Source organism: Kaistia sp. MMO-174 (assembly GCF_037147815.1).
Lineage (GTDB): Bacteria > Pseudomonadota > Alphaproteobacteria > Rhizobiales > Kaistiaceae > Kaistia > Kaistia nematophila.
Map to the genome: position 1 here is coordinate 1 of NZ_JBBCUO010000007.1, position 24,504 is coordinate 24,504.

General features: G+C 65.6%; 39 protein-coding genes. 1 reads left to right on the plus strand and 38 read right to left on the minus strand.

Annotation, left to right across the window (positions count from 1 at the left end; all coding sequences use genetic code 11):
• The 14 genes from WFK98_RS23425 to WFK98_RS23490 form a co-directional block, all read right to left on the minus strand.
• Positions 1 to 1,485 (minus strand): DUF4815 domain-containing protein (locus WFK98_RS23425; RefSeq protein WP_336801979.1); only part of this gene is annotated, 1,485 nt, incomplete at its 3' end.
• A complete protein-coding gene (locus WFK98_RS23430; protein WP_336801980.1) occupies positions 1,485 to 2,594 on the minus strand; it encodes a phage tail protein in 1,110 nt (369 codons plus the stop codon). The genes WFK98_RS23425 and WFK98_RS23430, both read right to left, overlap by 1 nt.
• Positions 2,591 to 3,448 carry a baseplate assembly protein gene (locus tag WFK98_RS23435; protein WP_336801981.1) on the minus strand — a complete coding sequence of 286 codons (858 nt, stop codon included), beginning with the start codon at positions 3,446 to 3,448 and terminating at the stop codon, positions 2,591 to 2,593. Before WFK98_RS23435 ends, WFK98_RS23430 begins: the two co-directional genes overlap by 4 nt.
• Complete coding sequence (locus tag WFK98_RS23440) at positions 3,445 to 3,777, minus strand: GPW/gp25 family protein (protein WP_336801982.1); 333 nt, start codon at positions 3,775 to 3,777, stop codon at positions 3,445 to 3,447. Before WFK98_RS23440 ends, WFK98_RS23435 begins: the two co-directional genes overlap by 4 nt.
• Positions 3,778 to 3,862: 85 nt before the next feature.
• Complete coding sequence (locus WFK98_RS23445) at positions 3,863 to 4,057, minus strand: hypothetical protein (protein ID WP_336801983.1); 195 nt, start codon at positions 4,055 to 4,057, stop codon at positions 3,863 to 3,865.
• A gap of 11 nt (positions 4,058 to 4,068) precedes the next feature.
• Positions 4,069 to 4,617, minus strand: coding sequence for a phage baseplate protein (locus WFK98_RS23450; protein ID WP_336801984.1), 549 nt, complete (start codon positions 4,615 to 4,617; stop codon positions 4,069 to 4,071).
• The gene (locus tag WFK98_RS23455; RefSeq protein ID WP_336801985.1) at positions 4,601 to 5,131 is read right to left on the minus strand and encodes a hypothetical protein; all 531 of its coding nucleotides are present in this window, start codon (positions 5,129 to 5,131) and stop codon (positions 4,601 to 4,603) included. The genes WFK98_RS23450 and WFK98_RS23455 overlap by 17 nt, the downstream gene beginning before the upstream one ends.
• Positions 5,128 to 5,622, minus strand: coding sequence for a phage virion morphogenesis protein (locus WFK98_RS23460; protein ID WP_336801986.1), 495 nt, complete (start codon positions 5,620 to 5,622; stop codon positions 5,128 to 5,130). Before WFK98_RS23460 ends, WFK98_RS23455 begins: the two co-directional genes overlap by 4 nt.
• Entirely contained in the window at positions 5,622 to 6,050 is a 429-nt protein-coding gene (locus tag WFK98_RS23465; RefSeq protein ID WP_336801987.1) for a gp436 family protein, read from the minus strand. The genes WFK98_RS23460 and WFK98_RS23465 overlap by 1 nt, the downstream gene beginning before the upstream one ends.
• Positions 6,047 to 6,274 (minus strand): hypothetical protein, encoded by a 228-nt coding sequence (locus tag WFK98_RS23470; protein ID WP_336801988.1) that lies wholly within the window; start codon positions 6,272 to 6,274, stop codon positions 6,047 to 6,049. The genes WFK98_RS23465 and WFK98_RS23470 overlap by 4 nt, the downstream gene beginning before the upstream one ends.
• Before the next feature lie 104 nt (positions 6,275 to 6,378).
• Entirely contained in the window at positions 6,379 to 7,014 is a 636-nt protein-coding gene (locus tag WFK98_RS23475) for a hypothetical protein (protein ID WP_336801989.1), read from the minus strand.
• Positions 7,015 to 7,082: 68 nt separating this feature from the next.
• A complete protein-coding gene (locus WFK98_RS23480) occupies positions 7,083 to 7,976 on the minus strand; it encodes a Mu-like prophage major head subunit gpT family protein (protein WP_336801990.1) in 894 nt (297 codons plus the stop codon).
• A 23-nt stretch (positions 7,977 to 7,999) separates the two neighbouring features.
• Positions 8,000 to 8,386 carry a hypothetical protein gene (locus WFK98_RS23485; protein ID WP_336801991.1) on the minus strand — a complete coding sequence of 129 codons (387 nt, stop codon included), beginning with the start codon at positions 8,384 to 8,386 and terminating at the stop codon, positions 8,000 to 8,002.
• A 26-nt stretch (positions 8,387 to 8,412) separates the two neighbouring features.
• On the minus strand, positions 8,413 to 9,402 hold the full coding sequence (locus WFK98_RS23490) for a phage protease (protein ID WP_336801992.1): 990 nt from the start codon (positions 9,400 to 9,402) through the stop codon (positions 8,413 to 8,415).
• A 214-nt stretch (positions 9,403 to 9,616) separates the two neighbouring features.
• Between WFK98_RS23490 and WFK98_RS23495 the strand changes: the two genes are divergently transcribed.
• Positions 9,617 to 9,811 (plus strand): hypothetical protein, encoded by a 195-nt coding sequence (locus tag WFK98_RS23495; RefSeq protein ID WP_336801993.1) that lies wholly within the window; start codon positions 9,617 to 9,619, stop codon positions 9,809 to 9,811.
• A 111-nt stretch (positions 9,812 to 9,922) separates the two neighbouring features.
• On the opposite strand, the gene WFK98_RS23500 is transcribed toward WFK98_RS23495, so the two are convergent.
• The 24 genes from WFK98_RS23500 to WFK98_RS23615 all read right to left on the minus strand — a co-directional run bounded on the left by WFK98_RS23500 (position 9,923) and on the right by WFK98_RS23615 (position 24,495).
• Positions 9,923 to 10,435: a Pycsar system effector family protein gene (locus tag WFK98_RS23500; RefSeq protein WP_336801994.1), complete on the minus strand. Its 513-nt coding sequence runs from the start codon at positions 10,433 to 10,435 to the stop codon at positions 9,923 to 9,925.
• Entirely contained in the window at positions 10,432 to 11,127 is a 696-nt protein-coding gene (locus WFK98_RS23505; protein ID WP_336801995.1) for an adenylate/guanylate cyclase domain-containing protein, read from the minus strand. The genes WFK98_RS23500 and WFK98_RS23505 overlap by 4 nt, the downstream gene beginning before the upstream one ends.
• A 65-nt stretch (positions 11,128 to 11,192) precedes the next feature.
• Positions 11,193 to 12,434, minus strand: a complete 1,242-nt coding sequence (locus tag WFK98_RS23510; RefSeq protein WP_336801996.1) for a phage head morphogenesis protein — start codon at positions 12,432 to 12,434, stop codon at positions 11,193 to 11,195.
• The gene (locus tag WFK98_RS23515) at positions 12,434 to 14,008 is read right to left on the minus strand and encodes a DUF935 domain-containing protein (protein WP_336801997.1); all 1,575 of its coding nucleotides are present in this window, start codon (positions 14,006 to 14,008) and stop codon (positions 12,434 to 12,436) included. Before WFK98_RS23515 ends, WFK98_RS23510 begins: the two co-directional genes overlap by 1 nt.
• Before the next feature lie 8 nt (positions 14,009 to 14,016).
• Positions 14,017 to 15,648, minus strand: a complete 1,632-nt coding sequence (locus WFK98_RS23520; protein WP_336801998.1) for a hypothetical protein — start codon at positions 15,646 to 15,648, stop codon at positions 14,017 to 14,019.
• Positions 15,645 to 16,244, minus strand: a complete 600-nt coding sequence (locus tag WFK98_RS23525; RefSeq protein ID WP_336801999.1) for a DUF3486 family protein — start codon at positions 16,242 to 16,244, stop codon at positions 15,645 to 15,647. Before WFK98_RS23525 ends, WFK98_RS23520 begins: the two co-directional genes overlap by 4 nt.
• 1 nt (position 16,245) lies before the next feature.
• Positions 16,246 to 16,551: a VpaChn25_0724 family phage protein gene (locus WFK98_RS23530; protein WP_336800644.1), complete on the minus strand. Its 306-nt coding sequence runs from the start codon at positions 16,549 to 16,551 to the stop codon at positions 16,246 to 16,248.
• Entirely contained in the window at positions 16,548 to 16,877 is a 330-nt protein-coding gene (locus tag WFK98_RS23535) for a DUF2730 family protein (RefSeq protein ID WP_336802000.1), read from the minus strand. The genes WFK98_RS23530 and WFK98_RS23535 overlap by 4 nt, the downstream gene beginning before the upstream one ends.
• Positions 16,874 to 17,080 (minus strand): TraR/DksA C4-type zinc finger protein, encoded by a 207-nt coding sequence (locus WFK98_RS23540; RefSeq protein WP_336802001.1) that lies wholly within the window; start codon positions 17,078 to 17,080, stop codon positions 16,874 to 16,876. The genes WFK98_RS23535 and WFK98_RS23540 overlap by 4 nt, the downstream gene beginning before the upstream one ends.
• On the minus strand, positions 17,073 to 17,285 hold the full coding sequence (locus WFK98_RS23545) for a hypothetical protein (protein ID WP_336802002.1): 213 nt from the start codon (positions 17,283 to 17,285) through the stop codon (positions 17,073 to 17,075). The genes WFK98_RS23540 and WFK98_RS23545 overlap by 8 nt, the downstream gene beginning before the upstream one ends.
• Positions 17,282 to 17,791 carry a 3TM-type holin gene (locus tag WFK98_RS23550; RefSeq protein ID WP_336802003.1) on the minus strand — a complete coding sequence of 170 codons (510 nt, stop codon included), beginning with the start codon at positions 17,789 to 17,791 and terminating at the stop codon, positions 17,282 to 17,284. The genes WFK98_RS23545 and WFK98_RS23550 overlap by 4 nt, the downstream gene beginning before the upstream one ends.
• A 1-nt stretch (position 17,792) precedes the next feature.
• On the minus strand, positions 17,793 to 18,605 hold the full coding sequence (locus WFK98_RS23555) for a glycoside hydrolase family 108 protein (RefSeq protein ID WP_336802004.1): 813 nt from the start codon (positions 18,603 to 18,605) through the stop codon (positions 17,793 to 17,795).
• A 120-nt stretch (positions 18,606 to 18,725) separates the two neighbouring features.
• Entirely contained in the window at positions 18,726 to 19,121 is a 396-nt protein-coding gene (locus WFK98_RS23560; protein ID WP_336802005.1) for a hypothetical protein, read from the minus strand.
• Positions 19,118 to 19,351 (minus strand): hypothetical protein, encoded by a 234-nt coding sequence (locus tag WFK98_RS23565; protein ID WP_336802006.1) that lies wholly within the window; start codon positions 19,349 to 19,351, stop codon positions 19,118 to 19,120. Before WFK98_RS23565 ends, WFK98_RS23560 begins: the two co-directional genes overlap by 4 nt.
• Complete coding sequence (locus WFK98_RS23570) at positions 19,348 to 20,127, minus strand: hypothetical protein (protein ID WP_336802007.1); 780 nt, start codon at positions 20,125 to 20,127, stop codon at positions 19,348 to 19,350. Before WFK98_RS23570 ends, WFK98_RS23565 begins: the two co-directional genes overlap by 4 nt.
• Positions 20,124 to 20,690, minus strand: a complete 567-nt coding sequence (locus tag WFK98_RS23575; protein WP_336802008.1) for a regulatory protein GemA — start codon at positions 20,688 to 20,690, stop codon at positions 20,124 to 20,126. The genes WFK98_RS23570 and WFK98_RS23575 overlap by 4 nt, the downstream gene beginning before the upstream one ends.
• Positions 20,687 to 21,124, minus strand: coding sequence for a helix-turn-helix domain-containing protein (locus WFK98_RS23580; RefSeq protein WP_336802009.1), 438 nt, complete (start codon positions 21,122 to 21,124; stop codon positions 20,687 to 20,689). The genes WFK98_RS23575 and WFK98_RS23580 overlap by 4 nt, the downstream gene beginning before the upstream one ends.
• Positions 21,121 to 21,342, minus strand: a complete 222-nt coding sequence (locus WFK98_RS23585) for a hypothetical protein (RefSeq protein WP_336800633.1) — start codon at positions 21,340 to 21,342, stop codon at positions 21,121 to 21,123. The genes WFK98_RS23580 and WFK98_RS23585 overlap by 4 nt, the downstream gene beginning before the upstream one ends.
• Before the next feature lie 4 nt (positions 21,343 to 21,346).
• Positions 21,347 to 21,580, minus strand: a complete 234-nt coding sequence (locus tag WFK98_RS23590; protein ID WP_336802010.1) for a hypothetical protein — start codon at positions 21,578 to 21,580, stop codon at positions 21,347 to 21,349.
• A 10-nt stretch (positions 21,581 to 21,590) separates the two neighbouring features.
• Positions 21,591 to 22,238, minus strand: coding sequence for a DUF3164 family protein (locus WFK98_RS23595; protein WP_336802011.1), 648 nt, complete (start codon positions 22,236 to 22,238; stop codon positions 21,591 to 21,593).
• A gap of 263 nt (positions 22,239 to 22,501) precedes the next feature.
• The gene (locus tag WFK98_RS23600) at positions 22,502 to 22,711 is read right to left on the minus strand and encodes a hypothetical protein (protein WP_336802012.1); all 210 of its coding nucleotides are present in this window, start codon (positions 22,709 to 22,711) and stop codon (positions 22,502 to 22,504) included.
• Between the two features lie 4 nt (positions 22,712 to 22,715).
• Positions 22,716 to 23,114, minus strand: coding sequence for a transcriptional regulator (locus tag WFK98_RS23605; RefSeq protein WP_336802013.1), 399 nt, complete (start codon positions 23,112 to 23,114; stop codon positions 22,716 to 22,718).
• The gene (locus WFK98_RS23610) at positions 23,111 to 23,728 is read right to left on the minus strand and encodes a hypothetical protein (protein ID WP_336802014.1); all 618 of its coding nucleotides are present in this window, start codon (positions 23,726 to 23,728) and stop codon (positions 23,111 to 23,113) included. Before WFK98_RS23610 ends, WFK98_RS23605 begins: the two co-directional genes overlap by 4 nt.
• Complete coding sequence (locus tag WFK98_RS23615) at positions 23,728 to 24,495, minus strand: ATP-binding protein (protein ID WP_336802015.1); 768 nt, start codon at positions 24,493 to 24,495, stop codon at positions 23,728 to 23,730. The genes WFK98_RS23610 and WFK98_RS23615 overlap by 1 nt, the downstream gene beginning before the upstream one ends.
• Between the last annotated feature and the right edge of the window lie 9 nt (positions 24,496 to 24,504).

Consider the following 24,504-nt stretch of genomic DNA (forward strand, 5'->3'; position numbering starts at 1 on the left):
ATCGTCGACAAAGGGATCGACGAAGATGCCGCGCTTGGCGACCGGATCCTTGCCGTCGATCGACCGCTTCAGCTTTTCCATCGACACCACGTCGATCAGGTCGATCAGCCGATTGTAGTAACGCCACTGCTCGGCATAGGGCACGGCGCGGACGCCGCTGTTCACGATGCCGGGCTTACCGGTCCATGTGTTGGTGACGGTGCAGAGCGGCAGCAGGTCTTCGGCCGGCACCGGCGCCACCGGGCGCGAGCGCGCCGAGAGCCCCTTTACATAGACGGGCAGGCCATCCTGATCGAGGCAGAGCAGGTCGATGCGCGGCAGCTTCCAGTCATAGGTCAGGAAGACGTCGGTGCCGGTGACGCCCCCCGACAGCGTGACGCTATCGTCGGCGACAGCGGCCGGCGTCACCGCCACCAGATAGCGATACTTGACCGTGTAGCTCTGGCCCGAGCTCGGCTCGGCGCCGCCCGGCGCCCAGGAGATCGAACCGCCGGAGAGATTGTAATCGGTGCCGGCCGTGTAGGTCGTCGCGCCCGACTGCACCTCGATGATGGCGCGCGGATTGTCCTTGTCGAGCAGGTCGGACGTGTTCGCCGGCGTGCCGCGCGTCTTGGTTTCCGTCACTTCCTTGGTGATCATCGCAACCGCCAGGGCCGAGAGCGGCGCATGGTTCAGAGCGATCACCGCCGTGCCGGTGCCGGCATCGTCGAAGGTATGCGGCTCGCTCTGGGCCGAGGTGAGATCATAGAGCTCGGCCTCAGCGTAGCGCAGCGCGTTGAGGCGCGTGGTCTTGAATCCGTAGATGTTAGCGATGCCTTCCTCGATCGAGAAGACCTGGTCGCCCGCCTCCTTGCCGAGCGCTGTCACCCGGCAGCCCTGGACGATGTAGTTGCCATGCGCCTGGTAGTCGTAGACCGCGATCACCCTGACGACGCCGGAGAGCGTCGGCGGCGGGCTCTGGTCGAGCACGGTGCCATTGCGCAGCAGGTAGACGGCGATCAGGTCGCCGGCCTCGCCATCACCCGACCGGCCCCAGGCAACGGTCTCGGCGACCCTGGCGGAGCCGCCTTCGCCCTCGGCCTCGGAGCCCGGATAGAGGCCGAGCAGATCCGGGTCCTCGACCGAGGTGACAACGGTCGAAACGATGCGGATGCCGATGACGATGTCGCCGGTCATCGGCACGTCGGCGAGCACGGCTGCTGCAACGTCGCGGACATCGCCGCGCGCATAGACCCGGCCGGCGGCCAGCTGGACGGAGCCGCCGGCGACGTCGACGACGATGTCGCCATCGGCGATGCGGTCGCCATCCGAGGCAACCAGGTCGCCGACGCGGCGGTGCCGCCGCTCGACGATCGTCTGGATGTCATTCAGGTCGGCCGCCTCGGCGAAACGGTCCTCGCGCCCGACGACGCGCTGCCAGAGCGGCTTGTGCTGCGCCCGGTCATAGGCAGCCGGAAGCCCGGAGGGATCGGAGAAATCGGTCATCAGAACCTCAACAGGAAGCGCACGCGCTCGCGCACGGTGCGGCCGAATTCGATATCGAGCGGTGTCAAGGCGATCTCCGGCAGGCCGGCATCGAGCTCGCCGGTGCCGAGCCAGAGCGCGCCCGGCCGGGCAGGATCCGCAGGCTCGGCGGCGAGGATCAGCGAGACGGCGGCGGCCGTGCTGCCATAGCCTTCGCCGAAGTCCGTCAAGGCCTCGACCAGCATCATCTCGGCGCCGGTTGCCGCCGGCGCGAAGCGCAGGCCGCCGAACGAGTAAGGGCCGGTAGGATCGACGACGACGCGCTGTTGCACCTTTGCCCGGCGGTAGCCGATCACAGCGCCACCGGCATCGCGGAAACAGGCCCAGGCCGTGCCGGCCGGAACGGCAAGCAGCATCAGCTCGGAGCGGGCATCGCCGCCAAACGCGTCCCAGGCGAGATCCGGCCATTCGATATCCAGCCACGGCACCTCGCCGTCACCGGTCGGCTCGATCCAGACGCCGAGGGCGGTCAGATCCGCCTCCGTCATGGCGTGGTCAAAGCTGTAGGTCCGCCCGAATGACCACTTGGCGCCGTCCGTGCGCAGCCGGGCTCCCGACGAGGAACTCCAGCGCGCCTCGGACCAACGCTTCCGGCTGTATTCCAGCGGACGGATGTCGTAGCCGGCGAAGCCGCGCCAGAACACCGAGCGAAGCGGCGTCGAAAGGTTGGCGACGCCGTCGATCGGATCGAGGTCGTCCTCGTCGTCGCGGACGCGGTCGAGCGCGAGCTGAAACAGGTTCCAGCGCGATCGACGGACGGCCGCCTCCTCGATCGCGGCGGTGTAGCCGAGCCAGCCGAGCGCGCGATCGACCGCCGCCGGCGTGCCGCGAACACGGGTCCAGGCGACGCCCTCCCGAAGCAGGTCATAGAGGTTCGGCACATAGGGCGTCAGCTCGCCAAGGCCGTACTCGTAGACGAGAAAAGGAAGGAAGGACGGCGGCGGCGTGAACTTGATGCCGGATAGGCTGGTGATCGCACCGTCCAGGCGCGGCGTGACGTCGATCGCTTCCGACAGCGCCCGCTCGAAGGCCGTGGAAGACGTCGGCAGCAGATGCACCGCCGCCGTCATCGATCCCGCCCCATCATCGTCAGGTCGACGGCGCCGAGCGCGACGGCGCGGCCCGGCAGCACGACGACGGTCTCGGCCGGCGCCAGGATCTCGACCCGCTGCACGCCCGTCTTCATCAGCCGGGCCAATAGCCATTCGCGCGTCAGGTCGAAGCCGAGACCGCCCTCGGCAGCCCAATCCGCCCGCAGCGCCGCCGGCAGGGCCGCAACCAGCGACCCGGCCGCATCCGGCAGCAGCCAGATGCGCGCCGCGACATCGATCGTGTCGGTGACGGCGGCGATCACACGGATCGTGTCATTGACCATGCGGACGGCCGCGTTCTCGATCGCCTCGGAAACGAGGGCGAGCAGCCCGGCATCGGCGACGCCATTATTGTCGGCGGCGACCACGGCGATCTCGATTTGCGGCGTGGTGCCGACGCGGTAGACGGCCGCGTCCGCGACCCGCAGCGAGGCGCCGAGCGCGACGGCGCGATAGCGCGGCTCGGTGCCGCCAGTCGAACGGCCCTGGACCGCGAGCAGGGTGCGCAGGCGAAAACGCTCGTCGCCCTCGTCCGGTAGCCGCACCGCGTCATAGAAGGCGGCGAGATGGTCGAGATCCGCGCCGCGCGCGAAAGCCAGAAGATTGGCCCGCACGGCATCATTGACCCGGGCGCGAAGCAGCATCTCGCGATAGGCGGCGGCCTCGGCGACGATCTTCACCGGGTCGGTCTCCAGGCCGCCGACGTCATAGGCGATGCCGGCCGCGTCGAACCGGCTCTGGGCGTCCGCCATGATCTCGACGAGGATCGCCTCGAAATCGAGCGTCTCGATCGCCTCGGGCGGCGGGAAAGTGGCGGGGTCGATGGTGCTCATGCCGCCTCGCTTACAATCACGAAGCCGTTGTCATTCGCGGCCGCCGTCATGGTCGTATTCCGGGGCTCGGAAAGCGAATAATCGCCAAGATGGCCGCGCGGATAGAAGATGCCCGAGAGGACGAACATGAACACGCCGTCGCGGCCGCCCTTGATGAGATCGATGGTCTGCAGCCGGAAGCCCGGCTCCCATTTCGCCAGGGCGTCAGCGATGGCGACGTAGAGTTCGAGCAGGATGCGCCGCGTGGCATTGGCGTCCTGCAACTGGGGCACCGTGCTTCCGAAGGTGCGGCGCATGACGCGGCTCTCGATACGGGTCGACAGGATCATGCCGATGCTCTGGACGCAGTGCGCCCAGCCGGTGATGACCCTCCAAGTGTTTCGATCGATCCCAGTCCGAGCCATCGCCGCAGCCTTACTTGCCAGCGCTTCGAGCGGGCTTCGAAGCCGGCTCGACGGGCGCCTTTTCGTCAGCCGGCCGGATCGACTCGAGAAGCAGCTCGTATCGCGCCTGAGCCTCGGTCAGAGAGATGGGATCTCCCGCAGTGACGCGCTTGCCGGCCACATGGGAGCCGGCCTTGTCCGTGACGATGTAGTCGGTCTTTTCCATAGTTTTCTCCTTCAGACCAAGACGCCGTCGGCGCCTTCGTTGTTCGTGTCGCCATCGGTGTCCTTGCTGCCTTCGAAGACGACCTTGCGGGTTCCATTGTTCAGCTTCGTCTTGCCATCGGTGACGATCTCCTCGCCCTGCAGGAGGATGTGCCTGCCCTTCAGGATGATGTTGTCGCCGTCGAGCGTCACGAACGACTTGCCGTTGGTGATAACTGCCGCGCTGTCCTGGTCGGTCGGACGAGGCGCGTCCTCGGCGTAGGAATCGCGGACAGCGATCGATGCGGAACCCAGCTCGCCCGTCGGCGAAAACACGCGCATGGGCTCGCCGATACCGATTGGAAAATGGGTCGAAATCCCGCCGAAGCGAGCGCCGGCCGCCTCCTGGACCTGCACCCAGGGCGAAAGGAATTTCTTGCCGTTGGCGTCCTGGCCGAACTCGATACGAACGCGCTTGCCGTCGACGGCAGCCACTCGGCCGGTCATCTGGCTCGTGGCAAAGCGGCGGCTCAGGTCTTCGAGATCCTTGCGGACGGAACGCAGCTCACGGGCCAGGCGCATCGTCGCCCCCGTCCTGCTCTTCGTCGAAGATGAACAGCTGCGCCGGCGCCTCGGGATCGGCGTCGAAGACGCCTTCGCCGATCCGATGCAGTTTCTGCTCCCACTGAACCGCCAGCAGGGAGACGCCCTTGTCGTCGGAAAGCACCGAGGTGAGCGGTTCGAGGCGCACCTTCATCGGCACACCCAGTCCCTGAAGGCCCCAGAATTGCGCCTTGCTATCGGCCAGGACCGCGATCGCCTCACCGATCGACCACGCTTGATGTTCCCGTTCCGCCTTCTTGCCTTTCGTGACAACAAAGGCGGCGACCCTGGTGAGGGCCGATGGCGAGCTATCGGCGCCACGGTCGATGTGGGCGCTGAGGATGCCGACGACGACGAAAGCGCCGCGACCCGTGACGCGCGCGAGGTCATCCAGGTTGAAACGGCCGAGCTGCCACGTCGCCTCGGTGACCGACGGAACGTCGGCCTTGATCGACGCGGCCACAGCCATGGCGAACGTGACGACGCGGCTCACGGTGTCGCTCCCTCGCCGGCGACAACGGCGAGGAAATCGAGCACCGTCGCCTCGATCTCCTCCCGGTCCTCGCCGGAGACGCCGAGATAGGGTCTCGCCGGGATGGTCACCTTCTTGCTGAAGACGAGCTGGCTGCCGACCACGAAGCGGAGAGCCTGGGCATTCTTGGGAACGATGGTACCGCCGAGCTGGTGGATGCGCGCATAGACCAGTCCGCTGCCGACCGCGACCTGGTCGCCCTCGACAGCAAAATCGATCGAATTCGCCAGCGTCCCCTCCTTGAGCAGGATGGACGTGCCGGCGCGGTTGGGTGCCCAAGGTTGACCGTCGGGGCCAGTCTTCGTTTCCCGGATGCGTCGGCGGGTCTGCTCCTGCACCAGGCGACCGAGGCCGTCGAGCAGCTCTGAGCGCTCCAGCGACGCTAGATGCTCGATTGGACCGGCGGCCGTCGCCAGACCGACGACGTCGACTGTGATCGCGGCGCCAGCCATCAGTAGTTCCTCCGGGGGCGCCCGAAGACGGCCGCGCCGGTGGGGCCGCCGGCACCGGTCTCGGCGTTCGACGGCTCGGCCTGGCCGAGACCGGCCTTGCCGGCCGCAATGTCGCGCAGCCAGGCGATCGCGCGCTCGTAGCGCTTCGTGATTTCGTCGGTCAGGCGGTCATGCGTATTGCAGAGCGTGTAGACGATGATGTCCACGGACACCGACACGAGGAAATCCGGGACGACGCCGAGCGGCAGCGCGTAGCGGACGCCAAGATAGGAGTCGATGTGCGAGGCGGCCTGGCTGGTTGCGGCCTCGATCGCGGCGTTGGCGACCTGGTCGGGCTCGGCCGTGTCGGCTTCCTGGTCAGGCAGGATCGCCGCCAGGAACGGCACGCCGTAGAGCTGCTCGATGTCGGCACGAGTCGAATAGGTCATTTTGCCACCATCACGGTGGAGGCAGCTTGGCCAGCCCAGAACACGGTCTCCTGCAGGCGGCGCTTGGCCAGCGTCCCGGTGGCCTTGTCGGGCAGTCCGTCAAGGACGTCCCACAGCCCTTCGGCAGCGAAGGTGATCACCTGCAGAGGATCGCACTGCTCGGCAGACAGACCTCCGGAAAACCCAGCCGGCAACATGTTCGAGAAGGGATTGCCTGTGGTCATGTCTGCCTCATGGATCAAAGTGCCCCCGGCCGACCAGTGGGGCGGCCGGCCGGAGGTATCTCGCCGTACGGATCGCAAGAGCGGGCCGCCGTACGGCCGAGCATTCAAAAGAGGGTCGAGGCCGGACGCTGTTCGCGCCTGGTCGAGAGGCGGGGATCGGATTCGATCGCGTCGATCTCCTCCTGCCGAAGGATCGAGATCGGCAGGGGCATCGGCTCCGGGCCGAACCGCAGACCGGCGCGGCGGGCGCCCTTCAGCGGCCCGGTGACGACCAGGACGGCGATCAGTTCGATAGCTTCGTCGACACCGACGCCGAGCACGACGGAACCATCGGCGGTGGCGTTGGCGAGCAGTTCGCCGTCGAGCGACAGATCGCCGGAGGTGCTTTCGCCGGCCGGCGCGCCGCTGGTCGAAGCTTGGTCGTTCTGCGTCGTGTCGCCGACGATCGGCTCGGCCGGCTGGCCTTCACCAGCGTCGAGGGCGTCGCGGTCATCGCCGGCGGCGCGATCGGATTCGTCTCCGCCGGCGAGAAGATCGGTAGCCGTGCTATCGGCCGTCGCCACCGAGTTCGCGTCGTCGACGATCGCGGCGGTGACCTCGCCCTCCGCCGCGTGGCGCTGGGCGACATCGTCGGTCGATCCTTCGCGGCTCGGCGCGGCAGCCGTCGAACTCTGACCGATGGTCGGCTGTGCTTTCGCGGGCCTTGCAGCCTTGGACTGTGCGAGACGTCTGGTCGTCATGATGGATCCCCACTGCGCGGTTTACCGACGGCCCCGGCGGAACCGGGGCCGCTAGAAAGCCGCGCCGATCAGGCCAGCCAGGGGCAGACAAGCACCTCGGCGGTACCCCGCCACTCGTTGGTCTCGCCGTTGGCGCCCAGCTCGTTGTTGACGATCTTGAGTGCCGCGCTCTCCTGCCCCGGCGCGACGACGAGCAGCTTCGGAGTGATGCCGAGCGGCCGACCATAGTCGCCCTTCATGCTGCCGAGCGCGGCGCGGGCCGTGGCATAGTGGGCGGCGTCGAGGGGCTGCTTCGAGCCCCAGGCGAACTGCCAGAAACCGAACCCGACATTGTGGCGGGCATCGACGCCGTAGACGAACTCTTTCTTCGAGAAGACATTCTCGTCGTCGGGGTTATCGCGGGCGACGAAGTTCCAGTCCTTGCGCTTCTGGAACAGGATCGGCTTCAGCGCGCGCGAGTCATCGATCAGGAACCAGGGCGCGCCCGAACCACCGTCGGTGTTTGCCACCGAGACTTCGTCCCCGTCTTCGTCGAGCACCGGATGGTCCGTGTCGAAGAAATACTGGCCATCGTAGCAGGCGGTCGAGAAGCCGTTCTTGAGCAGGCCGAAGATCAGCAGCTCGCGATGGGCAGCGGTGGAAGCGCCCATCTCCTGGAACAGCGGCGAATAAATGCCGACGTTGTCATCCTCGATGTCGTCGCGGCTGACGCCGATGGTCAGCTCGAACGATCGATTCTTGATCGTATAGTCCGATGCCTCGACGCCCTGGATTACGCGCTCGCCGATCCACTCGCGGACGTTCGGGATCTTGCCGAGCCAGCCATATTCGTTGGCCTTGGTCGACGACGGCACTTCCGTCGCGACGCGCAAAGAGAGCGGCGCTGCCTGTCCGAGGCCGCCCTGGAATGACGCCTTGAACGAGACGCCGAGGTTTCGGAGGTTGGTGGAATTGATCAGCATGGTGTCTCGTTCCTGGTGTGGGGTTAGCCGACCTTGACCCAGACGCCCTGGGCATCGACGTCGAAGACGGTGCCGGCGGCGGAACGGGTGCCCGTCCCGTCGGTCTTGGCGACGGTGTGGTCGTCGACGATGTAGGCGGTCTTGCCGATCTCGGTGGCGGCGATGGCATCGGCCGCGGCCGAATTGTCGAAACGGAAGGTGCCGGCCCGCGTGCGGGCGCGGTCGCCGATCTCGGCGGTTTCCTCGGCGACGCCAAGGGCGATCAGACCCGTCGCCGTCTTGCCGGGCTTGGCGGCGCCGGCTTCGAGCACGACGAGCGCGCCCTGAAGGATCCGCGCCGCCGCAACGGGCTCGCGGACCTGAGGATTGTCACGCCGGGGCGTGTTGCGGGGGGAAGTCAACGCGGCCATGAGGGTCGGTCCTTGTTGGTTGGGGCTCAGCCGAGCGCCTTGAGGAAGTCAGCCTCGGAGACGCCGGTCTGCGCGCAGAGCGCCTTCTGCTCGGCCGTGAGCTGGCCGGTGGCCACAGGCGGGGTACCGCCCTTGTCGGAGACCTGGGCGAGGCCGAGCGGGGGTAGCGTCGCGAACAACGCGTCGACCTCGGCGGGGCGCTCGCGGGCCAGCGCGAGGTAGTGATCCTTGGAGACCGGCGCGATCTTCCCGGCCGCGATCGCGGCATCGACGGCAGCCGTGGCTTTCGCTTCGGCGGCTGCCTTAGCGTTGTCTTCGAGCTTCGTTTCCGCCGTCGAGGCGCGAGCCAGCGCCAATTCCAGATCCGCCTTCGGCACGAACTTGGTCGGATCCGGCTGCTGGACGGCGGCGGTTGCCGTCTGCAAATCGCCGCGCAGCTTGCCGATCGCGATGACAGCGTCGGCGGTGGTGGCGCCGGCGGCCAGGCCGAGCGCGTCGAGGAGAGCTTTTTCCATGTCGGGATCCGAGGTTGTGCCGGAAGCGAGTGCCGGCAGGGTGGTGATCGCCGGGCGGTTCACGAGGCCGGCGCCGAGCAGCCGGCGAATGTGGCCGCCGGAGTCGTGAAGGAAGGAAGGGGAGACGTAGCGATAAGACTTGCTCTCGACCGACGCTCGGCCGGCCTCGGTCCAGGTCACATGTGCCCAAACCGCGCCATCGCGGACCTCGACCTGGTCGATCCAGCCAGCGGCGGGCGCTTGTTCGCCCTTCGGGGCTTTGTGATCGGCGGCATGCTCCCAGTCGATCGGGAGATCTACGCCTCGCAGCGACTTGTCGGCGACCTGGGCGGGATCGTCGTTAACCCACTGCCGGCCATCCTGCGCAGATATCAGCCCGGCCGGAAACAGCATGATCCACTCGGGCGCCTTGCCGTCGGCGCCGAGAGACGAGAGAATCGTGGTGGATGCGGTTGCGAGCTTCATGCCGGCGAATGTGCCGGGCGCAGCTTCGAGCAGCATTGCGGACCGATGTCCGCAGGCCCGGATCGGCCGATGCGTCGAAGCACCGGCATCATAGCCGATTATTTATGCGCTCGAAGCGGTTTCTAAGGGGGCTGGACGGCCTCAGCGGGATTTTGCGACCATTCGTGCGGCCGGAGCGCATCTCGGCGCCCTGGACGTTCTCCGGCGCTATGACGTCCTTGGGCTCTCAATTCGATGCAAGGGGGATAGAATGACCAAGGATGCGATTGTCATTGAAATCATAGAAACTGCCGTAAAGAGCCGCCGGATCAATCACCCGGTAACCGATGCCGGCACGATCCAAGACCGGATCTTCAACCCCAACGAAGCTAGCGAAGACGTGGGGAAGGCGATCCTCATCGCCCTGAACCAGGCCGGTTATGAGATAGTGAAAAAGGCCGACTAGAGAGGCGAGTTGCGATCGCGGCTCGTGTTCCTATATTGAGGGTGCTCCCGGAATTGCCTGCCCGGACATCTGGCCGGAGGCGGTGCGGCCGCCGCCTCGGGAGCGGCTCATCTATCCCGCTATCGTTGGAAGCTTACCGTTGGCCAACGACGTTGCCGCGAGCAATATTGTCCACGGGACCAGAGCCAGGCAGACAGCGAGAGTTGCGTCCTTCAGATAGCGGTACTTCGCCGAGACAATTTCGGAGTTTCGCCAGATCTGCCGAATAATCTCCACTTTCAGGCTCTGCTCGGAAATCGAGACATAGCGAGCCAGATACTCCTCTTCCTTCAAACTGGATATCGCCTGGAAGTAGACAAGCGAGTTGGCTCCGCCCCGAAGGTGGGGGTAGGTACACCAATAGAGATTGATGAACGTCGCGGACATCAGGACGGCAAAGACAATCCCTGGCACCGCGATCCACCAATGGTGAAGGTCGGGCACGGTGATATTCACCGCCGCTACCGCAATTTGCGCGGACGAGATCGCAAAGAGCGCTGAGACCTTGGCGTCAATCCGGGGAAAGAATGCCTGGACGCGGTCCAGTTGCCGCTCGGCGGCCTCGAGCCCAATGGGATCCGTCATAGTTGCCAAGACCAGTGTGAACGATAGATGCTTGCGCTGTTCATGGCCGTCCACGTCTGCGCCTCCCACATTGGGCGCCCGTCGATAGATGTCTTCGCTATTGTTGCCATTTGTTCGAACACTGCGGCAGTGATCCAGCTGGGGTAGTCGTGATCCAGGGCACACAGCTTTGCCGCCCAGTTTGCCGCGCGCCCTATCCAAACCAGATCGTTGGAACCTCGGATGCCGGCACGAGCGACCAGAATCTCAGATGTGTCGATCCCAACCGTGTGTTTGAGGGCGTACGGGCGGTCTGGGTACTGTTTGTTATAGGCAGGCTGGATGATGTTCTTGCATGCCCAGTTGATTTTAAGCGCGGTTCGGGCCGCCTGGGTGTTCTTCAAATCACCGATGTAAACCGCCATAACTCGGTCCCCATCGTAGGCGGTTATGGCTCCGTTCTCAGATCGAATGATCCTGGCGGCGCACTGCAAAAACGTCTTGTAGATTTCAGCGGCCAAAGCAGCGGGATAGCTGTCGACCAGTTTCGTCGATTCCGACAAATCGGCGTACAGAACCGTAGCGGTGAGCTTGACACCGTCATTCCCCAGACTGAGGTCAGTGTCGACGGGCACCACGGTGCCGTTTCTGGTGCTCCACGACGCGGCAAAAGTCGTCTTCACCGAGTTGGTTAGATCGTCCAGCAGTGCCATTTTGCGCCCCCCGACGCCGAGCTTTCGAATCGACTCCTCTGCTAGTCTAGATTCCCGCGACGATTTCAGTCGATTGGTTGCCCCCGCTTAATGACACGCTCTCCATAGCCCGGATCATTACCCCAGCGATGCAGCGTCTTCAGAAACGTCCAGGCACCGTCACCGGTGCGACGGATCACGGCATGCCAGTCATCGAACAGCAGATGCAGATTCCGCGCTTCTGCCTCGACAATTTTGCGGGTGGATGGGTCGCGCAGCGCGCGGTGGACGCGGGCGATATCATCAACCGATACCTCCGGATGTACCCTCCGCATCTTGTAGCCATCGGCAACCGAGAAGCGTACCACTGGCGACGACGCGCCAAAGGGCTCTGAGATCGACGGGGGCAGGACGGCGACCGGCACCGCGATTTCGCCATTCTGCCGATTGGCTGAACTGGTGTCTCCAGGCCGATACGGAATGCTGCCGTTCGTTATAGCCCTGCCGACCGGCGAGCGTGTGAGGTCCGCGACTGCCGCATCCTGGGCCGCCGGTGGCATCCGCTCGATCCGACCGGCGGCGAGCGCGCTCATAGAGTCCGCGCGGGTCTTTCCCGGATTGCCTTCCCATCCGGGGTCGATCCCGTCCGGGACCTCGACCGTTTCGCCGGTGCGCTTGTTGGTCCAAGTCGTCGCGCCAAGATCCGGCGGCGCCTTCGCTGGGTCGTACCCGAGCTTCTCGGCTCGAAACCTAGAAAGCTGTTCGACCGGGCATTTGCAGCCCCAGCCGTTCGGCGGGAAGTGCGTGTCCCACCAGGGATGGTCCACCGGCAGGATGACACCGAACCAAGCGGCATGCTCCTCGCGCGGCTCCTTTGAAACCGTCAGCCCGTAGCGCAAGAAGGGCAGCACGCGCTTCGAGTTCTGGATCCGCTCCCATTCGCCGGCCGCATGGGCCGAATAGACGTTCGCCCAATGGATGGTGCGAAGCCGGCGAGGGCTGCCGAGTTGCGCATCGACGAGGTCGCCGGTGAGCGGATCCTCGACCAGTGCCCGCCCCCACCAGCCTTTGGCCCGGAGGATCGGTTCGAGCTGGTTCTGGAAGGCTTCGAACGGCGTTCGATTGACGATCGCATCATCGACGGCGGCACGGAGATCTTCCAGCACGTCATAGCCGGCGGTTTTCGCCACCGTGAACATGGTCGCATGCTCGGCCGGCGCCACGTCCTGCCAGCTGAAGGAAGGTAGCGAGCGCTTGGAGCGGAAGAAGCGCCGGACGGGCTCAGGCGCTTCGGCGAACAATCCATCAGGGCCGAGAACCTCGGCCATCAGCCCGGCCCCGCCTCGCCGAGCCCGCGCGCGATCATGGTCATGACCGCAAGCACCTGGGCTTGCTCCGCAACCGGGAGGCTGCCCGCAAGCGCATCCAGGCGCACCTTGAGATCGTCATAAGATGTAGCTGCCATCCATTCCGACCGGATCTTTACGAACAGGGGACGCTGGGGACGCTCCCATCCTTCGAGCGCGGCTCCGATCAGGCTGTCGAGCGGGTCGGTCGGCGCGGAGGCGGCCAGGGCGTGACGCTGTCCGCAACCGGCGCAAACCGGCCCGAGGGCGGCAGCAGCTGCACGGCCAGGTGCTTCGACTGGTACTGGAGCAGCCGGTCGCGACGCGGGCGCGACGAGGATTTCCTCGCCCGGCTGCGGATCGGGGATCTGCAGCTTGTCGCGGATTACCGAGGTCCCGACCCGCAGCCCCATGGGAACAAGCTTCGCCAGGTTGTCGGTCAGCGCCTTCAGGTCCTCCGGCTCGGGTACCGGGAACGTGACCTCCGGATAGATCTTCTGCGGCCCGTAGTTCAGGAGGACGAAGGGAATAACCAGCTGGCGGGAAATCGTGCGGCCGAGCTGGCGCCCGTCCATCTTGGCGATATCCATCCGAACGCCATTGTGGACTTCGGCTTGGGCGCGGCTCGCTCCGTCGTCCGACGACATGGTTTGACCGAGAACGCCCTTCGAGACCTGCTTGTCGAGATACTCGGCCAGCGACCCGAAAACAGGCTCGCCACGGTTCGACGCTTCGATGAACTCGATCATCATCGAGTCAGGGATCATGGCGCCGGCATCGGCGGCAATGTCGCGGATCGCGCGGAGAAGAACCGCCTTGTCGTCCTCGGATGCGCCCGGTCCGTACTTGCCCACACGGTAAGGCTTGCCATAGACCTCGGCGAATTCCGCCCAGTCGCGCAGCGTGTAGCTCTTCAGCATGAACGCCCAGGCTGCAAGCCGCGCCAAGCCGCCTCGGATCGGGATGCCCGACTTCAGCTTGGGGATATGGACGATGAATTTCGCGGGAGGCAGGTCGACGCCGTTGAAGGCGCCGTCCTCCTTCATTCGCAGTGTGGTCCTGTCGACCTTGTCGAACAGGAACCAGCGCGGGTCCCGCCATTTGTAGGTGCCGGGTTCCCACGGCGTCGACGTCGTGTCCCAGATCATCTCCGCGACCGAGTAACCCTTGCCGAGCCCGTCGACGAGATCTTCGATCATCTCGGAGAACTGCGGCCGGCCAATCAGATCGCGGACGGCCTCGGCGATCTCCTGGTCACGCGCTTCGTCGGTCGCCGCCTCGACCTGCGGCTCCAGGCCGAGCAGAACGCCTTTGCGAAGAGCGATCTGCGATCGATAGTGGAGATCGCGCTCCTCCATCTCCTCGGCCAGCGTCAGGTAGGCGTCGGCGTCGCCTTCGACCGCCTCCCGAAGGATGCTGGCGAGCTTGCCCGGCGTCAGCCCCGAGGCGACGACTTCGTCATAGTGCCGGCGGATGCCGGTCAGCGACGGACCGGAGATCTCCTCGCGCAACACGGCGGGTTTCATCGGTCGCCCGAACTGATCCAAGAGCGCCATTCTTCACCTCACCAGAGACCATCGCGGCGGCCGTCATCGACGCCGCGCGCGCGGCTCGCCGGTTGGTCCTGCCAGTTCGTTTCGGAATCGTTCCGCAAGTCGCCGACCGGCGTGTAGCCATACTCGACCACGTCGGTCTCGGCGGCCGCCACGGCGAGGACGCCGGCGACGGCGGTATCACCGTGTCGCTGGCCACCATCGGACCCCTGCCTATGGGCGTCGCTCGGCACCATGGGGATGCCGCGCACCATCTTGATCTGGCGAAAATCACCGCTGACGTCGGCGTCGAGCGGCAGTTGCCAGGTGCGGTCTTCGAGACGCGCCTTCGCCTTCGGAACGTGCGCGAGATACCAGGCCTGTGACAGCATCACGGCCTCGATCCGATTGCCGCCGTAGCGCTGCTGGGCGTACTCAGCCAGGAACTGGCCATTGCCTCGCGCATCGTGCTTGCCGGCGCCGAAGCGCGGCAGCCGATCCGCGACATAGAAGAGAATCTGCTCCTGCTGCCGGAACGGGACGTTCCGCAACTCGATCACGAAGGGGGTCCGGAAGACCAGGTCACGCCCCTCGGCGAGTGGCCAGAAGACCGAGAGGTCGCCGGAACGGCCGAAGTCGAAGCCGTAGTAGTGCTGCAGGTCCCTATCAAGCAGCCGCAGGTGCGGCTTCACATTCTCTTCCAACCAGGCCGCGACATAGTCGTGCCGATCGGCGTCGGAGCGCAGCTCGAAGCCTGCCGGGCACTTCAGGCGCAAGACCGGAACCTGCGGCGACATGCACGCCTCGATCAGGGCACGCGTCAGGTAGACGCCCGAACCCTGGGAGGGAATGCAGTCGAGTTCCTCGCCCGCCGCGTCGCCGTACGAGGCGCGGATGTTGGCGCGCCATTCCGCTTCCAGCTCGGGCGACCAGGTCTTTCCGGTGACGAGGCAGATCCGCTGGTAGAGCCCCTGTTCCAGGGCATCGTCGAAGGTGCAGCGCATCACATAGCCGGGACGCCGGCCGGAACGGATCTCCTGGATGAGCTGGTTGAACGGATTGTCCTCGCCGTTGTGGGTCGAGATGACCAGGACCTTGCCGCCCCAGATCAGCAGCGCCATCGCCGCCTTCAGCAACTCCTCCGCGTCGTCGTGGAAGGCGAACTCGTCAAGGATCACATAGCCCTGTCGACCGCGCAGCGAACGCGGCTTCGACGACAGGGCCACGATCTCGAAGCCGGAGGCGAAGTTGATGCGGAAGGCCTGGATGGCCCGGTCCGCGCCCTTCTCATCCTTCTCGGTGAAGAGGAACTCCTGGACCTCGGAACAGGCCGGCGCGAAGGCGCGCGCCCACATGGCGCAGGTGTCGATGAACTCGCGCGCCATGTCGAGGTTGTAGCCGAGATAGAGCGTGTCCATGCCGCCCGCGCTCTTCTGCGCGCCGGACGTCAGCACGGCGTCGGCGGCCACGCCCCAGGTGGCACCGATGCGGCGGGATTTGTCCGTGACGACGAGCTGGTACTTCGCTGTCGAGGCAAGCAGTTCGGCCTGGTAGGCAAGCAGGACGTCCGGCAGGCGTGCACCGGCGAAGATCGCCGGCATTTCCTGCATGGCAAGGCGACGATGCCTCGCCCATTCCTCGGTGGTGGTCGGCAAGTAGCTCATTTGCCGACACCGAGGATCTTCGTCTTGATCGCCTCGACGGTCTCGGCCGTCATGCCCTTGACCTTGGCGACCTCATCGACCGCCTTCGAAGCCTTGGCAGCGAATTCCGCCTCGACCTTGCGGCGACGGTCGGCCGACACGGACTGCGCCGAGACCGCGGATTGCAGCGCCCGCGCCAACTCCATGGCGCCCTTCGAATCGACCTTCGTCCGACCATCGTCGTCTTGGTCTTCCAGCAGCTCGAACACCAGCATCTTGATCGTCTCGGCGACGAGGATGGTGAGGTCGTCGGTCTGGTCCGGCCCAAGCCGTTCAGTGACGGCGGCAGCGATGGTTCGCGTCTCCTCGAGACGGCGCGCGATCGACGCCAGGCGCACGGCGCGCCGATTGAAAGCGGACAAGGAAATCGGCTGGATATCCTCGCCGGTCTCAGCGGCAAGGGCAGCCAGGCGTCCGTTGAACTCGGCATGGATATCGAGCTGGGTCCGTCCTCGCTCACGCAGCAGCTCGCCCGTTGCCCACGCCACGATCGGGCCGGCGGCCTCCGGGAGAAGATCGATGCTCGACAGCCTGCCGCGTCCCGTGCGCCGGGCCATGTCAGACCTCCGGACGGGAGGGACGCTTCACGCCCTCGATGGCGATCTCGCGATCGATGTGCCGCCGTCCCTTGGTGGTCAGGACCGCGACCAGCACCGTGCCGGGAGTCGGCGTGATGCTGACCGCGCCGGCCTCCGCCAGCCATGCCAGCTCGTCATGCACCCAGGAGCGCTCCTTGCGGATGCCGTAGGTCCGCAGCGTCGTCTCCAACATGGAGGACGACAGGGTTTCGTCGACCTGGTCCGCGAGCGCGCGCAGGATCACGAGGCGGGCTTCTTCCCGGATGAGCTTGGAGAAATCGGTCATCGCTTGGCCTGTTCGAGCAGGAATTCCTGGAGACGCTCGGCGATCGCCGAGACCGGTTGCAGCCGTTCGTTCAGTACCGCCATGTCGCCCTGCATCTTTGTTAGGGTCATTTCCATGCGGTGGGTGAGGTCCTTGTCCGGCAGGTGGCGAAGGTCGTTCTCGACCTTGTCGAGACGGCGATCATGCTCGGCCGCCTTGTCGCTCAGGGCTGCGATCTGTGTCTCGTTCACGCGGGATCGAGTGGTCAGCCAGGTGTAGATCGAGGCGCCCAGGGCGGCGAGAAGACTGGCGATCGAGAGCGCCTGCTGGATATCGGACGGGCTCACGATCGACGCTTCCTTTCGAGGGCGCTCTGGCAGCCGAAGCAGCGCCGGGCATGGGGAACGGCAACGCGGCGCTCCGCGTCGATATCGTCGCCGCAGCCCACGCACACCTCGCTCGCGGGCAGTTCGATGCGGTTTCGGGAGCGGCTCAGCGCTCCCTCGATCTCGGCCTGGGCGAGCCAGCCTGCGCGATCCGCGTCATCCATCGGTGCCGGCCTCCCGGTCGAGGGGCGTCACCACCGTGCCGGCCAGCAGATAGTGGCCGACGGGTTCGTCGCGGTAGAGCTGCACGGCGGAGAATTCCAGATTGCGCGTGCGCGGATGGCGTCGCGCGATCACCCGGAACTCGGCTTCGCCGTCGGACGCCTCGGCCACAGCCTGCGACAAGAGGGCTTCGAGCGCGATCTTCACGAGCCGAGCCTCTTGCCGAAGATCGCCTTCGCCGTGTGGCCGCCGCCGTAGATGATCAGCCAGATCGAGGAGATGCCGATGACGTTGTCATAGGACACCGCGACGTCGAGGCCGAACAGCGCCTTCATCCACGGTGCGATGATGAAGGTTTGCAGGATGATGGCGGCAATGATCCAGGACAGCGCCGGCCGCCAGCCCCACGAGAGCCAGCCCTCCGACGATTCCTGCGCCGCGAGCTGCTGCATCAGCTTCAGACTTTCGGCCTGTAGCGCCGCCCATTCATCGGCGCGTGCCGTTTCCAGCTCGTTCAGGCGAGCAGCCGCATCGTCGGGATCGCGTGCGATCTGGTCGGCTACGGCTTCCGGCGTCGGTTCGACGCCGAGAACCTCGGCAGCTGCTCGGCCGACCACGCCACCGACTGCATTGCCAAGCGGGCCGCCGATGATGGTGCCGAGCGTCGTCGCGCCGGCCTGGGCCAGCGGCCCGGCGATCGATTTCCAGTCCATGTCAGGCAGCCTCCGCCATCACAGCGAGCGTGGCATCGGCCATCGCGCGACGAGCCTGTGCGCGGCGCTTCAACACCACGCCGCAGACGACCAGGACGCCGGCGGCGACGGCCAAGCCGACGACCGTGGTCCAGTTGAAATTGACGAGCTGGTCGGAGGGGACAGAGCCCGCGACCGCACCCGTCCCGGAGCCGGTCCCGGCGGCGATGACCGCCGTGGCGCCCTTCTCGTCGGCTTGGGCCTTCTTGTTGTCGTTGGAGGCGATGGCCTGGAGATCGGCAATCGCCGCGCCTGCCATCAGCAGCGAACGGGCGCGAATGTCGCCGACCCGCGCGCCCCAGCCCTTGCCGAAGGTCGTCCAGTTGGTCAGGCCCTGCAGGAAGCCGAGGCGGGCATCATTGATCGTCTGGATGAGCTTGGTCGGCGACTTCGCGCGGACGGCCGCAAGCGTCGCGGGGCCGACCTTGCCGTCCTGGACGGTGCCCGAGGCCTTCTGTAGCGCCTTGATCGACCGCACGTTGCCAGAGTTCACGCCGTAGTCGAACGTGGTCAGATCGACGCCAGCCGGCAGGTCATCGCCGCGCACCACGCGCCAATACTCGGCCTCGTAGATCTGCGCGATCTGGGCGTCGGTCAGGTTCTTGATGTCGAGGTTGGGGTGCGACGACGCGGCGATGCCGGCCTTGGTGCCCTTCAGCTCGCCCTTCCCGACCTTGCCGCCGGTCCAGTTGCCGGGATCGGCACGGTTTGTCGAATAGCCGCCTTCATGCCGACGCGTATCGGCAAGACAAGCGAGAAAACGGGATGACGACATGGTGACTCCAGATCGCAATTGAGCGAGCTGGAAGGTGGGCCAACCGTGTGGCCGAGCCTATGCGGACGTCTGTCCGCAGGCGCATTTCGAAGGATGTTCGAAGACTACCCGAAACCGCTTCTAGAACAAGCGGCCTTGATCGGGATCCTGTTCGGCGTCGCCGAGGCTGGTGCGCCGGCGCCGCACGTTGCGCGCCGAGACGCGCAGTCGCCGGGCGATCTCCTCAGCCGAGATGCCGTCTGCGATAAGGCGATCGATCGCCTGCCTCATGCCCGCCGCCGAGCCGGTCGGCCCCAGCGGGATCTCGACAGGCACGCCGCCCGTCGAGGAGAAATGATCGCACAGTGCCTGGGCCTTCTCACCACCAAGCTCCTGGACCAACCAATGGTCCGGCTTCGCCGTGCGTGGAAACATCAGCCTGGCGCCGCCCCGGATCTCGGCCAGACGCAGAGCCGCGTCGAGACCGACGATCTCCGCGATTTCTGCAAGACGGGGCGGCAGCCAGGAGTAGTTCATTGGTCTCGCGTCCGTGTGATCGTGACGACGGTTCCGCCCTTCACGACATAGCGGAAACCATCCTTGACGACGGTGACCGTTCCTTCGCCGTCCAGGCTGGTCGCCAGTTCGACGGATCGTTCGACACGCTCCGCGATGCGCTGCCGGATGGCGTCGATGTCGAGGTCATGCACGCGCTCCATGAACCGAAGCACGGCGTGGTCGGTGACGGAGATGGCGCGCTTCGTCATGCGGCCGCTCCAGCGTAGGCCAACAAGGGCACGCTCTGCCTGCTCGTGAACCGGGCGACATCATCCGGTCGCGAAAGTTCCTTGCGGCAGACGGGCGGGATGATGACGGTTCGCCAGCTCGGCATGCCGCCTGGGCCGCAGCCGCCAAACGGCTTTTTCCAGATGACCCAGCTGTAGGAGGTCGCGGTCGACGCCTCGGGGTCCCAGCGATATTGCACCATCGGGACACGCTCGGCGTAGGTCGCCTGCAAGGTCGGCTCGTAGCGCGAAAACAGTTGATAGCGCTCGTCGCTTTCGATCCAGAGCGTCCGCACCAGCATCGCGACGCCTTCAATGGCCTCCTGCAGCGCTCGCTCGACAACATCGACTGCCAATCCGAACGGTGGGTTGTTGATGACCCAGTCCGGCCGGAACGGACAATGAGCGATATCCAGGTCGAGCCCGCCGATGCCGACGAAAGATCCGACGGCGCCGTAGCCGTGGGGATAGACGTCCGAGGCGTAGCCGCGTCCAAAGCTTTCGTTCAGTACCTCGGCCTGATGACCCTCGCCGCAGCACGGCTCCCAGTAGGTCAACTGGTCTAGACCGGTGGTCACCAATGGCAGGACGTATTTGGTCAGCGCCCGCGTCGCCCAGGGCGGGGTCGGGAAGAATTCGAGCCCGTCTCGCGGGTCCTTGTCGACCGGAGCCGGCAATGGCTTGGTCTGGGGACTGGACTTCTTTCGCTTCGGCGATTTCCTGGTCGACATCACGGCCGTGGCGCCAGACGGGATCATGCTTGGCGCCTCCGGATCTCGACACCGAGCGCGGCCATGTAGGCATCGGGATCAACGGCTGCCGCATTGTCGATGGCGCGGCCGAGGATGGCGAGCTGGGCCTTGATGACGGCGCGCTTGGTCTCATGGGGCAAGGGCGTCCGTCCCGGCCAGTCCACGCCGGTCTCGCGGCCGATCCACTTCTTCAGCCCCTCGATCGCCTTGGCGGCCTCCTTGGCGTCGCGGAGGAAGCGCGTGCGCTCGATCCCGGTCTGGCGCTCGACGAAGGAGACCAGTGCGCGATCGCTGCGATCGCGCACGACGCCGAGGTTCCAGGCCGAGATCCAAAGGGCCTGCAGCTTGCCGCCGTAGGGCCCTTCCATTTCGACAGCGCCAGACGCGCGTCGGACCGGCATCGGCTTGAAACCGAGTCGCTTGAACTCGTCCAGGACACGTCCGCATTCGATGACTGTGAGGTCCTTCGCCGAGCGCTTGCCGGTCACCCGCCCAAGGACATCGCGATAGGTGTCGTCATCGAGCGCGAGCGCCTTCTTGGCGACATGGATCTTCGCGAGGGCGCTCATGACGAAGCTCCAGCGCGCGTCAGGCCCAGCCGCTCTGCAGCCGCGATGATGGTGGCATAGGGATAACGCATGATCGCAGCGATGCCGGTCAGACGCACATTGCGCCCCATCAGCTCCGTCAGCTTCTGGTCGTCCTCGAAGGTCCATTTGCGCAGGCGCTGGGCCGCCTCCGGCTTAGGGGCTGCCGCCGGTCGGGAGTGATCCTCCGGCACCCGTCGGGACTGGTTGCCACGCGGTGGCGTGGTGCGCTGGCTGAAAACGGGAATGACGATCCCGCCCATCCGCGCCTGCCGAATCGCGTTGTAGACCGTGCCGACTGGAATGCTCAGTATTTCGGCGATAGCTGACGGAGGCTTGCCAGCCTGGGCCAGGGCCACGATCCGGAGATTTCGGATCTCGGGCGCCATTCCTTCAGACGAGACTTCGATCTTCATTCCTTCCCCCTGAGATCTTCCAGCAGCTTTGGTGCGGAGCGTCGCCCCTTCCGGATGGCCGGTCGGGCGAGCTTCTTGAGTTCAGCCAAGAGGTGGCCAAGCTCGAAGTCGTCGAGAACCTCGATCTCGACCTTCACAATGGAGTTGCCCGTCGACCTCACGGCGGCAGAGAAGTTGCGGACGCGAGCGCATCCTTCGGTCCAGTAAATGCCTGCCATGGTCTCAGCTGCTCTCACCGGCGACCGGCTGCCGAAAGCTGAAATCCGCGAGGCGAAACAGCGACGAGCCTTTCAGCTGTTCCGCCATTCCGGCAAAGAGTTCCTCGGCGATCGCCGGCAGGGAACACACCGCCGTGAGGACGATGGTCTGGCCGTCAGCGAGCAGCTGCAGCTGGACGGTCACCTTGGCCGGCGTGGAGCCGGCCATCGGTTCGGTGGATCGGTCGAACGTTGCCATCCCCATGCCCTCACGCCGCAGCCAGGTCGATCGTGATGGCGCGCCAGGCGCCGTCGGCACTGTCCCGCTCGTGGAACCGGACGTAGGTCTTCGAGCCGATAATGCGGATCGAATCCCGGATCGCCTGCATGGCGTTCTGCCAGCGCTCGTCCTCGATCGAGACCCGCAGCAGCATGAACAACTCTGCCCGGTTGATCTGGCCCTCCTTGTCGACATTGAAGGCGCGCGTGACGATGGCACGGATTTCGTCGCGCGAGCCTTCCGACCACTCGGCGAGGCAAGCATCCACCAAGCTCTTCGCGGCCTGCAGCTCCGGTCCGAACTCCAGCAGATCCGCGACCTGGACGGTAACTCGCTGGGTGCCGTCAAAGGACGTGAGGCTGACGTTGCCCTTCTTGCCGCCGAGTGTCGCGCCATAGTCCTGAGCGATCAGCGCCTGGAGGGACCCGACGTCGTCAAAGGTATGGCCTTTGAAACGGGCGATCTGGGCCGACAGCTCGCGGGCATAGCCGATCACCTTGCGAACCATCTCATCCTGCAAAAGATCCATCGGCTTGACCGCCGAGAGCGGAACGAGATTGCCCTTCGCGTCGTAGATGAACGGCTTGCCGCCGACGTCGATTGTGGGGGTCGGGTTGTAGTTGGTCGTCTCAGACATTCAGAAGTTCCTCGCTTGGGTGTGTGTGTGAAAGGCAGTCGCGCGCTGGTTTCCCGACCCTCTCGCCTGGCGTCGGGCCTGACGGGTTCGGATGCGTTCAAGCCGCACGGCAGTTGCCTGGAGACGCTGCGAGGCGCCGCCGTCTCCGACGATCTCGGAGATGAGATCGAGCGGGATTGAGCGGCCCATGGCGTCGTGGATCGCCTTCGGCGGAAGTCCGCGGCTCGCCATGCGCAGAACCATGTCCCTGTGAATCGGCCGGATCACTGCGACCTCGGAAAGGGAATGACATTGTCGACGGCGATGACCGGACGCTTGGTCGGGCTGGGCTCGGCCGTCTCCATCTGCTCGGCCTGCCTTGCGGCGACCTGCAGCGAAGCCAGGAACGCCATGGCGCTCTCCGGGTCGAAGCTTCCGGAGACCATCCGGCGTTCGAACGAGGTGGCGAGACGGCTCAAATTGCGGGAAAGCATGGGTCTACTCCTGTGATTGAAGGCGGGCGTTCGGGCAGCCATTGCGGCAGGCCCGGTAGAGCTTCGAGCGGATGGAAGAGGAGGCGGAAAACGGCACGCGCTGCTCGTCGAGGCAGCGGTCGCGGCCGATTTCTCCGAGGATTGGACAGCTGACGGTTGCGCCCATCAGGACGCCCCGAACCTTCTGCTCAAGGCGCACCATGTCGCCGCGATAGCGGTTGGCGAAGACTTCTGAGACGACCGGAGCCGAATAGCCAATGCGCTTCGCCGCAGCGCTCTGGGTCGTGCGCGAGGCCTCAAGTGCCAGCTCCATGACGAAGTCAGGGACGTCGCCCCAGGCGTCCTGGACCTTGGCGATATAGTCAGTACCGGACTGTCGGCCGGCGACGGGACCACGGTTCACGATGCCGCCTCCGTCACACTGTCGCCGACGATCGCGGCCTGGTTCTGGTCCCATACCGAGCGGGTCGCGAGGACCATCGGAGGCTTGGGGCCGGTGTCGCGCAGGAGCCGGTAGGTGATCGGCTTTCCCGCCTTGGCGATACCGACGCGGCCGAGGTAGCCGGCACGCTCCAGATGCTGGATGTAGCTGCGGACGGTCCGGATCGGCACAGCCTCTTCCAGGCCGGCATTGAACGCCAGTTCCTCGGCCGTGAAGCCTCGCTTCAAGAGCCGGATGGTTGCCCAAAGCCGCCATTGCTGGTCGCGCGGCGCCTCGGAGCCGTCGCGGCGCACGCGGGGAGCCTCGGCGCTGAGCTTGGCAATACGGTAGAACCGCTGCGGAGACCCCTTGGCCGACGGCCGTGTGTGGTCAAGCACGAGATAGCCGGCCTTCACCAGTCGGCTCACATAGCCGCTGATGGTTGCCTTGTCGGTATTAGACCGGACGTCAACGTCGGGAACACTGAAGGTCCCGCCGTCGCGGCCGAGATCGAGCATGATCGACCAGTAGCCCTCAATGCCGCGCGGCACCTTGATCTTCAGCGCGACTTCTTCCGGGTGTGGACGACGGGCCATCAGGCAGCCCTCCGGTAGAGCGACGTTGCGCGCGGCGCCGGCGGCTCGCCAGTGTAGAAGCCGCGATCGCCCCAGGATCCGACATCGAAACGCGCCACGTCCTCGTTGCGGGCCGCTTCTGCGATACGCGCCAGGTTGACGACAATGCGGCGGGCGCGCCCGTCGGCCTGCTGCCGGATCAGTTCGACAAGGTCGTTTGCAATCTCGACGTTCGGGCAGAGCGCGTCAGCCAGCAGGCGAGCATCGGCGCCATCGCAGGGCTCGGCCGGAAACCACTCCAGCACGCGATTGTGCACGCGCTCGATGCGCAGAAGCTTGCGGGGAAGCTCTTCCTCGCCGATCAGGATGACCGGCGCCTGGCTCATCTCGTGCAACTCGCGAATGATCTCGACCAGCCCCTTGTCGACCAGGCGATCCGCCTCATCGACGATCAGGGGACGGTTCGGGTCGCGGCCGAGGATTTCGCTGGCCTGCATCGACAACTCGCCGATCGTCCGTCCCTTCGGGGACTGCTCGCCGAGTTCGAACAGGATCCGCTGCAGCAGGATCTTCTTGTTCCAGCTGTCGCCGACCTCGACGACGATGGCGCCCGTCATGTTGCGCGCGAAGATGCTGGCCTGCGTCTTCCCGTAGCCGCTGGGACCGTGGCAGACGCCAAGGCCCGGCAGATGCGCGTCGCGATTGATCAACTTCATCGCCATGGCCATGAAGCCACCGACGATCTTCAGGTTGACCGGACCTCGGACGGGCCTTGCCGCATGTGTCATATTCAATTC

Bases quoted from the DNA above. Each gene is read 5' to 3' on its own strand.
- WFK98_RS23555 (WP_336802004.1), bottom strand. From the start codon at position 18,605: ATGTCGTCATCCCGTTTTCTCGCTTGTCTTGCCGATACGCGTCGGCAT.
- WFK98_RS23575 (WP_336802008.1), bottom strand. From the start codon at position 20,690: ATGAGCGCCCTCGCGAAGATCCATGTCGCCAAGAAGGCGCTCGCGCTC.
- WFK98_RS23515 (WP_336801997.1), bottom strand. From the start codon at position 14,008: ATGGCGCTCTTGGATCAGTTCGGGCGACCGATGAAACCCGCCGTGTTG.
- WFK98_RS23580 (WP_336802009.1), bottom strand. From the start codon at position 21,124: ATGAAGATCGAAGTCTCGTCTGAAGGAATGGCGCCCGAGATCCGAAAT.
- WFK98_RS23465 (WP_336801987.1), bottom strand. From the start codon at position 6,050: ATGACCTATTCGACTCGTGCCGACATCGAGCAGCTCTACGGCGTGCCG.
- WFK98_RS23510 (WP_336801996.1), bottom strand. From the start codon at position 12,434: ATGGCCGAGGTTCTCGGCCCTGATGGATTGTTCGCCGAAGCGCCTGAG.
- WFK98_RS23550 (WP_336802003.1), bottom strand. From the start codon at position 17,791: ATGGACTGGAAATCGATCGCCGGGCCGCTGGCCCAGGCCGGCGCGACG.
- WFK98_RS23585 (WP_336800633.1), bottom strand. From the start codon at position 21,342: ATGGCAGGCATTTACTGGACCGAAGGATGCGCTCGCGTCCGCAACTTC.
- WFK98_RS23590 (WP_336802010.1), bottom strand. From the start codon at position 21,580: ATGGCAACGTTCGACCGATCCACCGAACCGATGGCCGGCTCCACGCCG.
- WFK98_RS23525 (WP_336801999.1), bottom strand. From the start codon at position 16,244: ATGGCCCGGCGCACGGGACGCGGCAGGCTGTCGAGCATCGATCTTCTC.
- WFK98_RS23430 (WP_336801980.1), bottom strand. From the start codon at position 2,594: ATGACGGCGGCGGTGCATCTGCTGCCGACGTCTTCCACGGCCTTCGAG.
- WFK98_RS23600 (WP_336802012.1), bottom strand. From the start codon at position 22,711: ATGCTTTCCCGCAATTTGAGCCGTCTCGCCACCTCGTTCGAACGCCGG.
- WFK98_RS23560 (WP_336802005.1), bottom strand. From the start codon at position 19,121: ATGAACTACTCCTGGCTGCCGCCCCGTCTTGCAGAAATCGCGGAGATC.
- WFK98_RS23475 (WP_336801989.1), bottom strand. From the start codon at position 7,014: ATGACGACCAGACGTCTCGCACAGTCCAAGGCTGCAAGGCCCGCGAAA.
- WFK98_RS23505 (WP_336801995.1), bottom strand. From the start codon at position 11,127: ATGGCACTGCTGGACGATCTAACCAACTCGGTGAAGACGACTTTTGCC.
- WFK98_RS23445 (WP_336801983.1), bottom strand. From the start codon at position 4,057: ATGGAAAAGACCGACTACATCGTCACGGACAAGGCCGGCTCCCATGTG.
- WFK98_RS23480 (WP_336801990.1), bottom strand. From the start codon at position 7,976: ATGCTGATCAATTCCACCAACCTCCGAAACCTCGGCGTCTCGTTCAAG.
- WFK98_RS23440 (WP_336801982.1), bottom strand. From the start codon at position 3,777: ATGATCCTGTCGACCCGTATCGAGAGCCGCGTCATGCGCCGCACCTTC.
- WFK98_RS23490 (WP_336801992.1), bottom strand. From the start codon at position 9,402: ATGCTGCTCGAAGCTGCGCCCGGCACATTCGCCGGCATGAAGCTCGCA.
- WFK98_RS23435 (WP_336801981.1), bottom strand. From the start codon at position 3,448: ATGAGCACCATCGACCCCGCCACTTTCCCGCCGCCCGAGGCGATCGAG.
- WFK98_RS23565 (WP_336802006.1), bottom strand. From the start codon at position 19,351: ATGACGAAGCGCGCCATCTCCGTCACCGACCACGCCGTGCTTCGGTTC.
- WFK98_RS23595 (WP_336802011.1), bottom strand. From the start codon at position 22,238: ATGTCTGAGACGACCAACTACAACCCGACCCCCACAATCGACGTCGGC.
- WFK98_RS23470 (WP_336801988.1), bottom strand. From the start codon at position 6,274: ATGACCACAGGCAATCCCTTCTCGAACATGTTGCCGGCTGGGTTTTCC.
- WFK98_RS23570 (WP_336802007.1), bottom strand. From the start codon at position 20,127: ATGATCCCGTCTGGCGCCACGGCCGTGATGTCGACCAGGAAATCGCCG.
- WFK98_RS23610 (WP_336802014.1), bottom strand. From the start codon at position 23,728: ATGGCCCGTCGTCCACACCCGGAAGAAGTCGCGCTGAAGATCAAGGTG.
- WFK98_RS23495 (WP_336801993.1), top strand. From the start codon at position 9,617: ATGACCAAGGATGCGATTGTCATTGAAATCATAGAAACTGCCGTAAAG.
- WFK98_RS23460 (WP_336801986.1), bottom strand. From the start codon at position 5,622: ATGGCTGGCGCCGCGATCACAGTCGACGTCGTCGGTCTGGCGACGGCC.
- WFK98_RS23450 (WP_336801984.1), bottom strand. From the start codon at position 4,617: ATGCGCCTGGCCCGTGAGCTGCGTTCCGTCCGCAAGGATCTCGAAGAC.
- WFK98_RS23520 (WP_336801998.1), bottom strand. From the start codon at position 15,648: ATGAGCTACTTGCCGACCACCACCGAGGAATGGGCGAGGCATCGTCGC.
- WFK98_RS23615 (WP_336802015.1), bottom strand. From the start codon at position 24,495: ATGACACATGCGGCAAGGCCCGTCCGAGGTCCGGTCAACCTGAAGATC.
- WFK98_RS23540 (WP_336802001.1), bottom strand. From the start codon at position 17,080: ATGGATGACGCGGATCGCGCAGGCTGGCTCGCCCAGGCCGAGATCGAG.
- WFK98_RS23500 (WP_336801994.1), bottom strand. From the start codon at position 10,435: ATGACGGATCCCATTGGGCTCGAGGCCGCCGAGCGGCAACTGGACCGC.
- WFK98_RS23530 (WP_336800644.1), bottom strand. From the start codon at position 16,551: ATGACCGATTTCTCCAAGCTCATCCGGGAAGAAGCCCGCCTCGTGATC.
- WFK98_RS23485 (WP_336801991.1), bottom strand. From the start codon at position 8,386: ATGGCCGCGTTGACTTCCCCCCGCAACACGCCCCGGCGTGACAATCCT.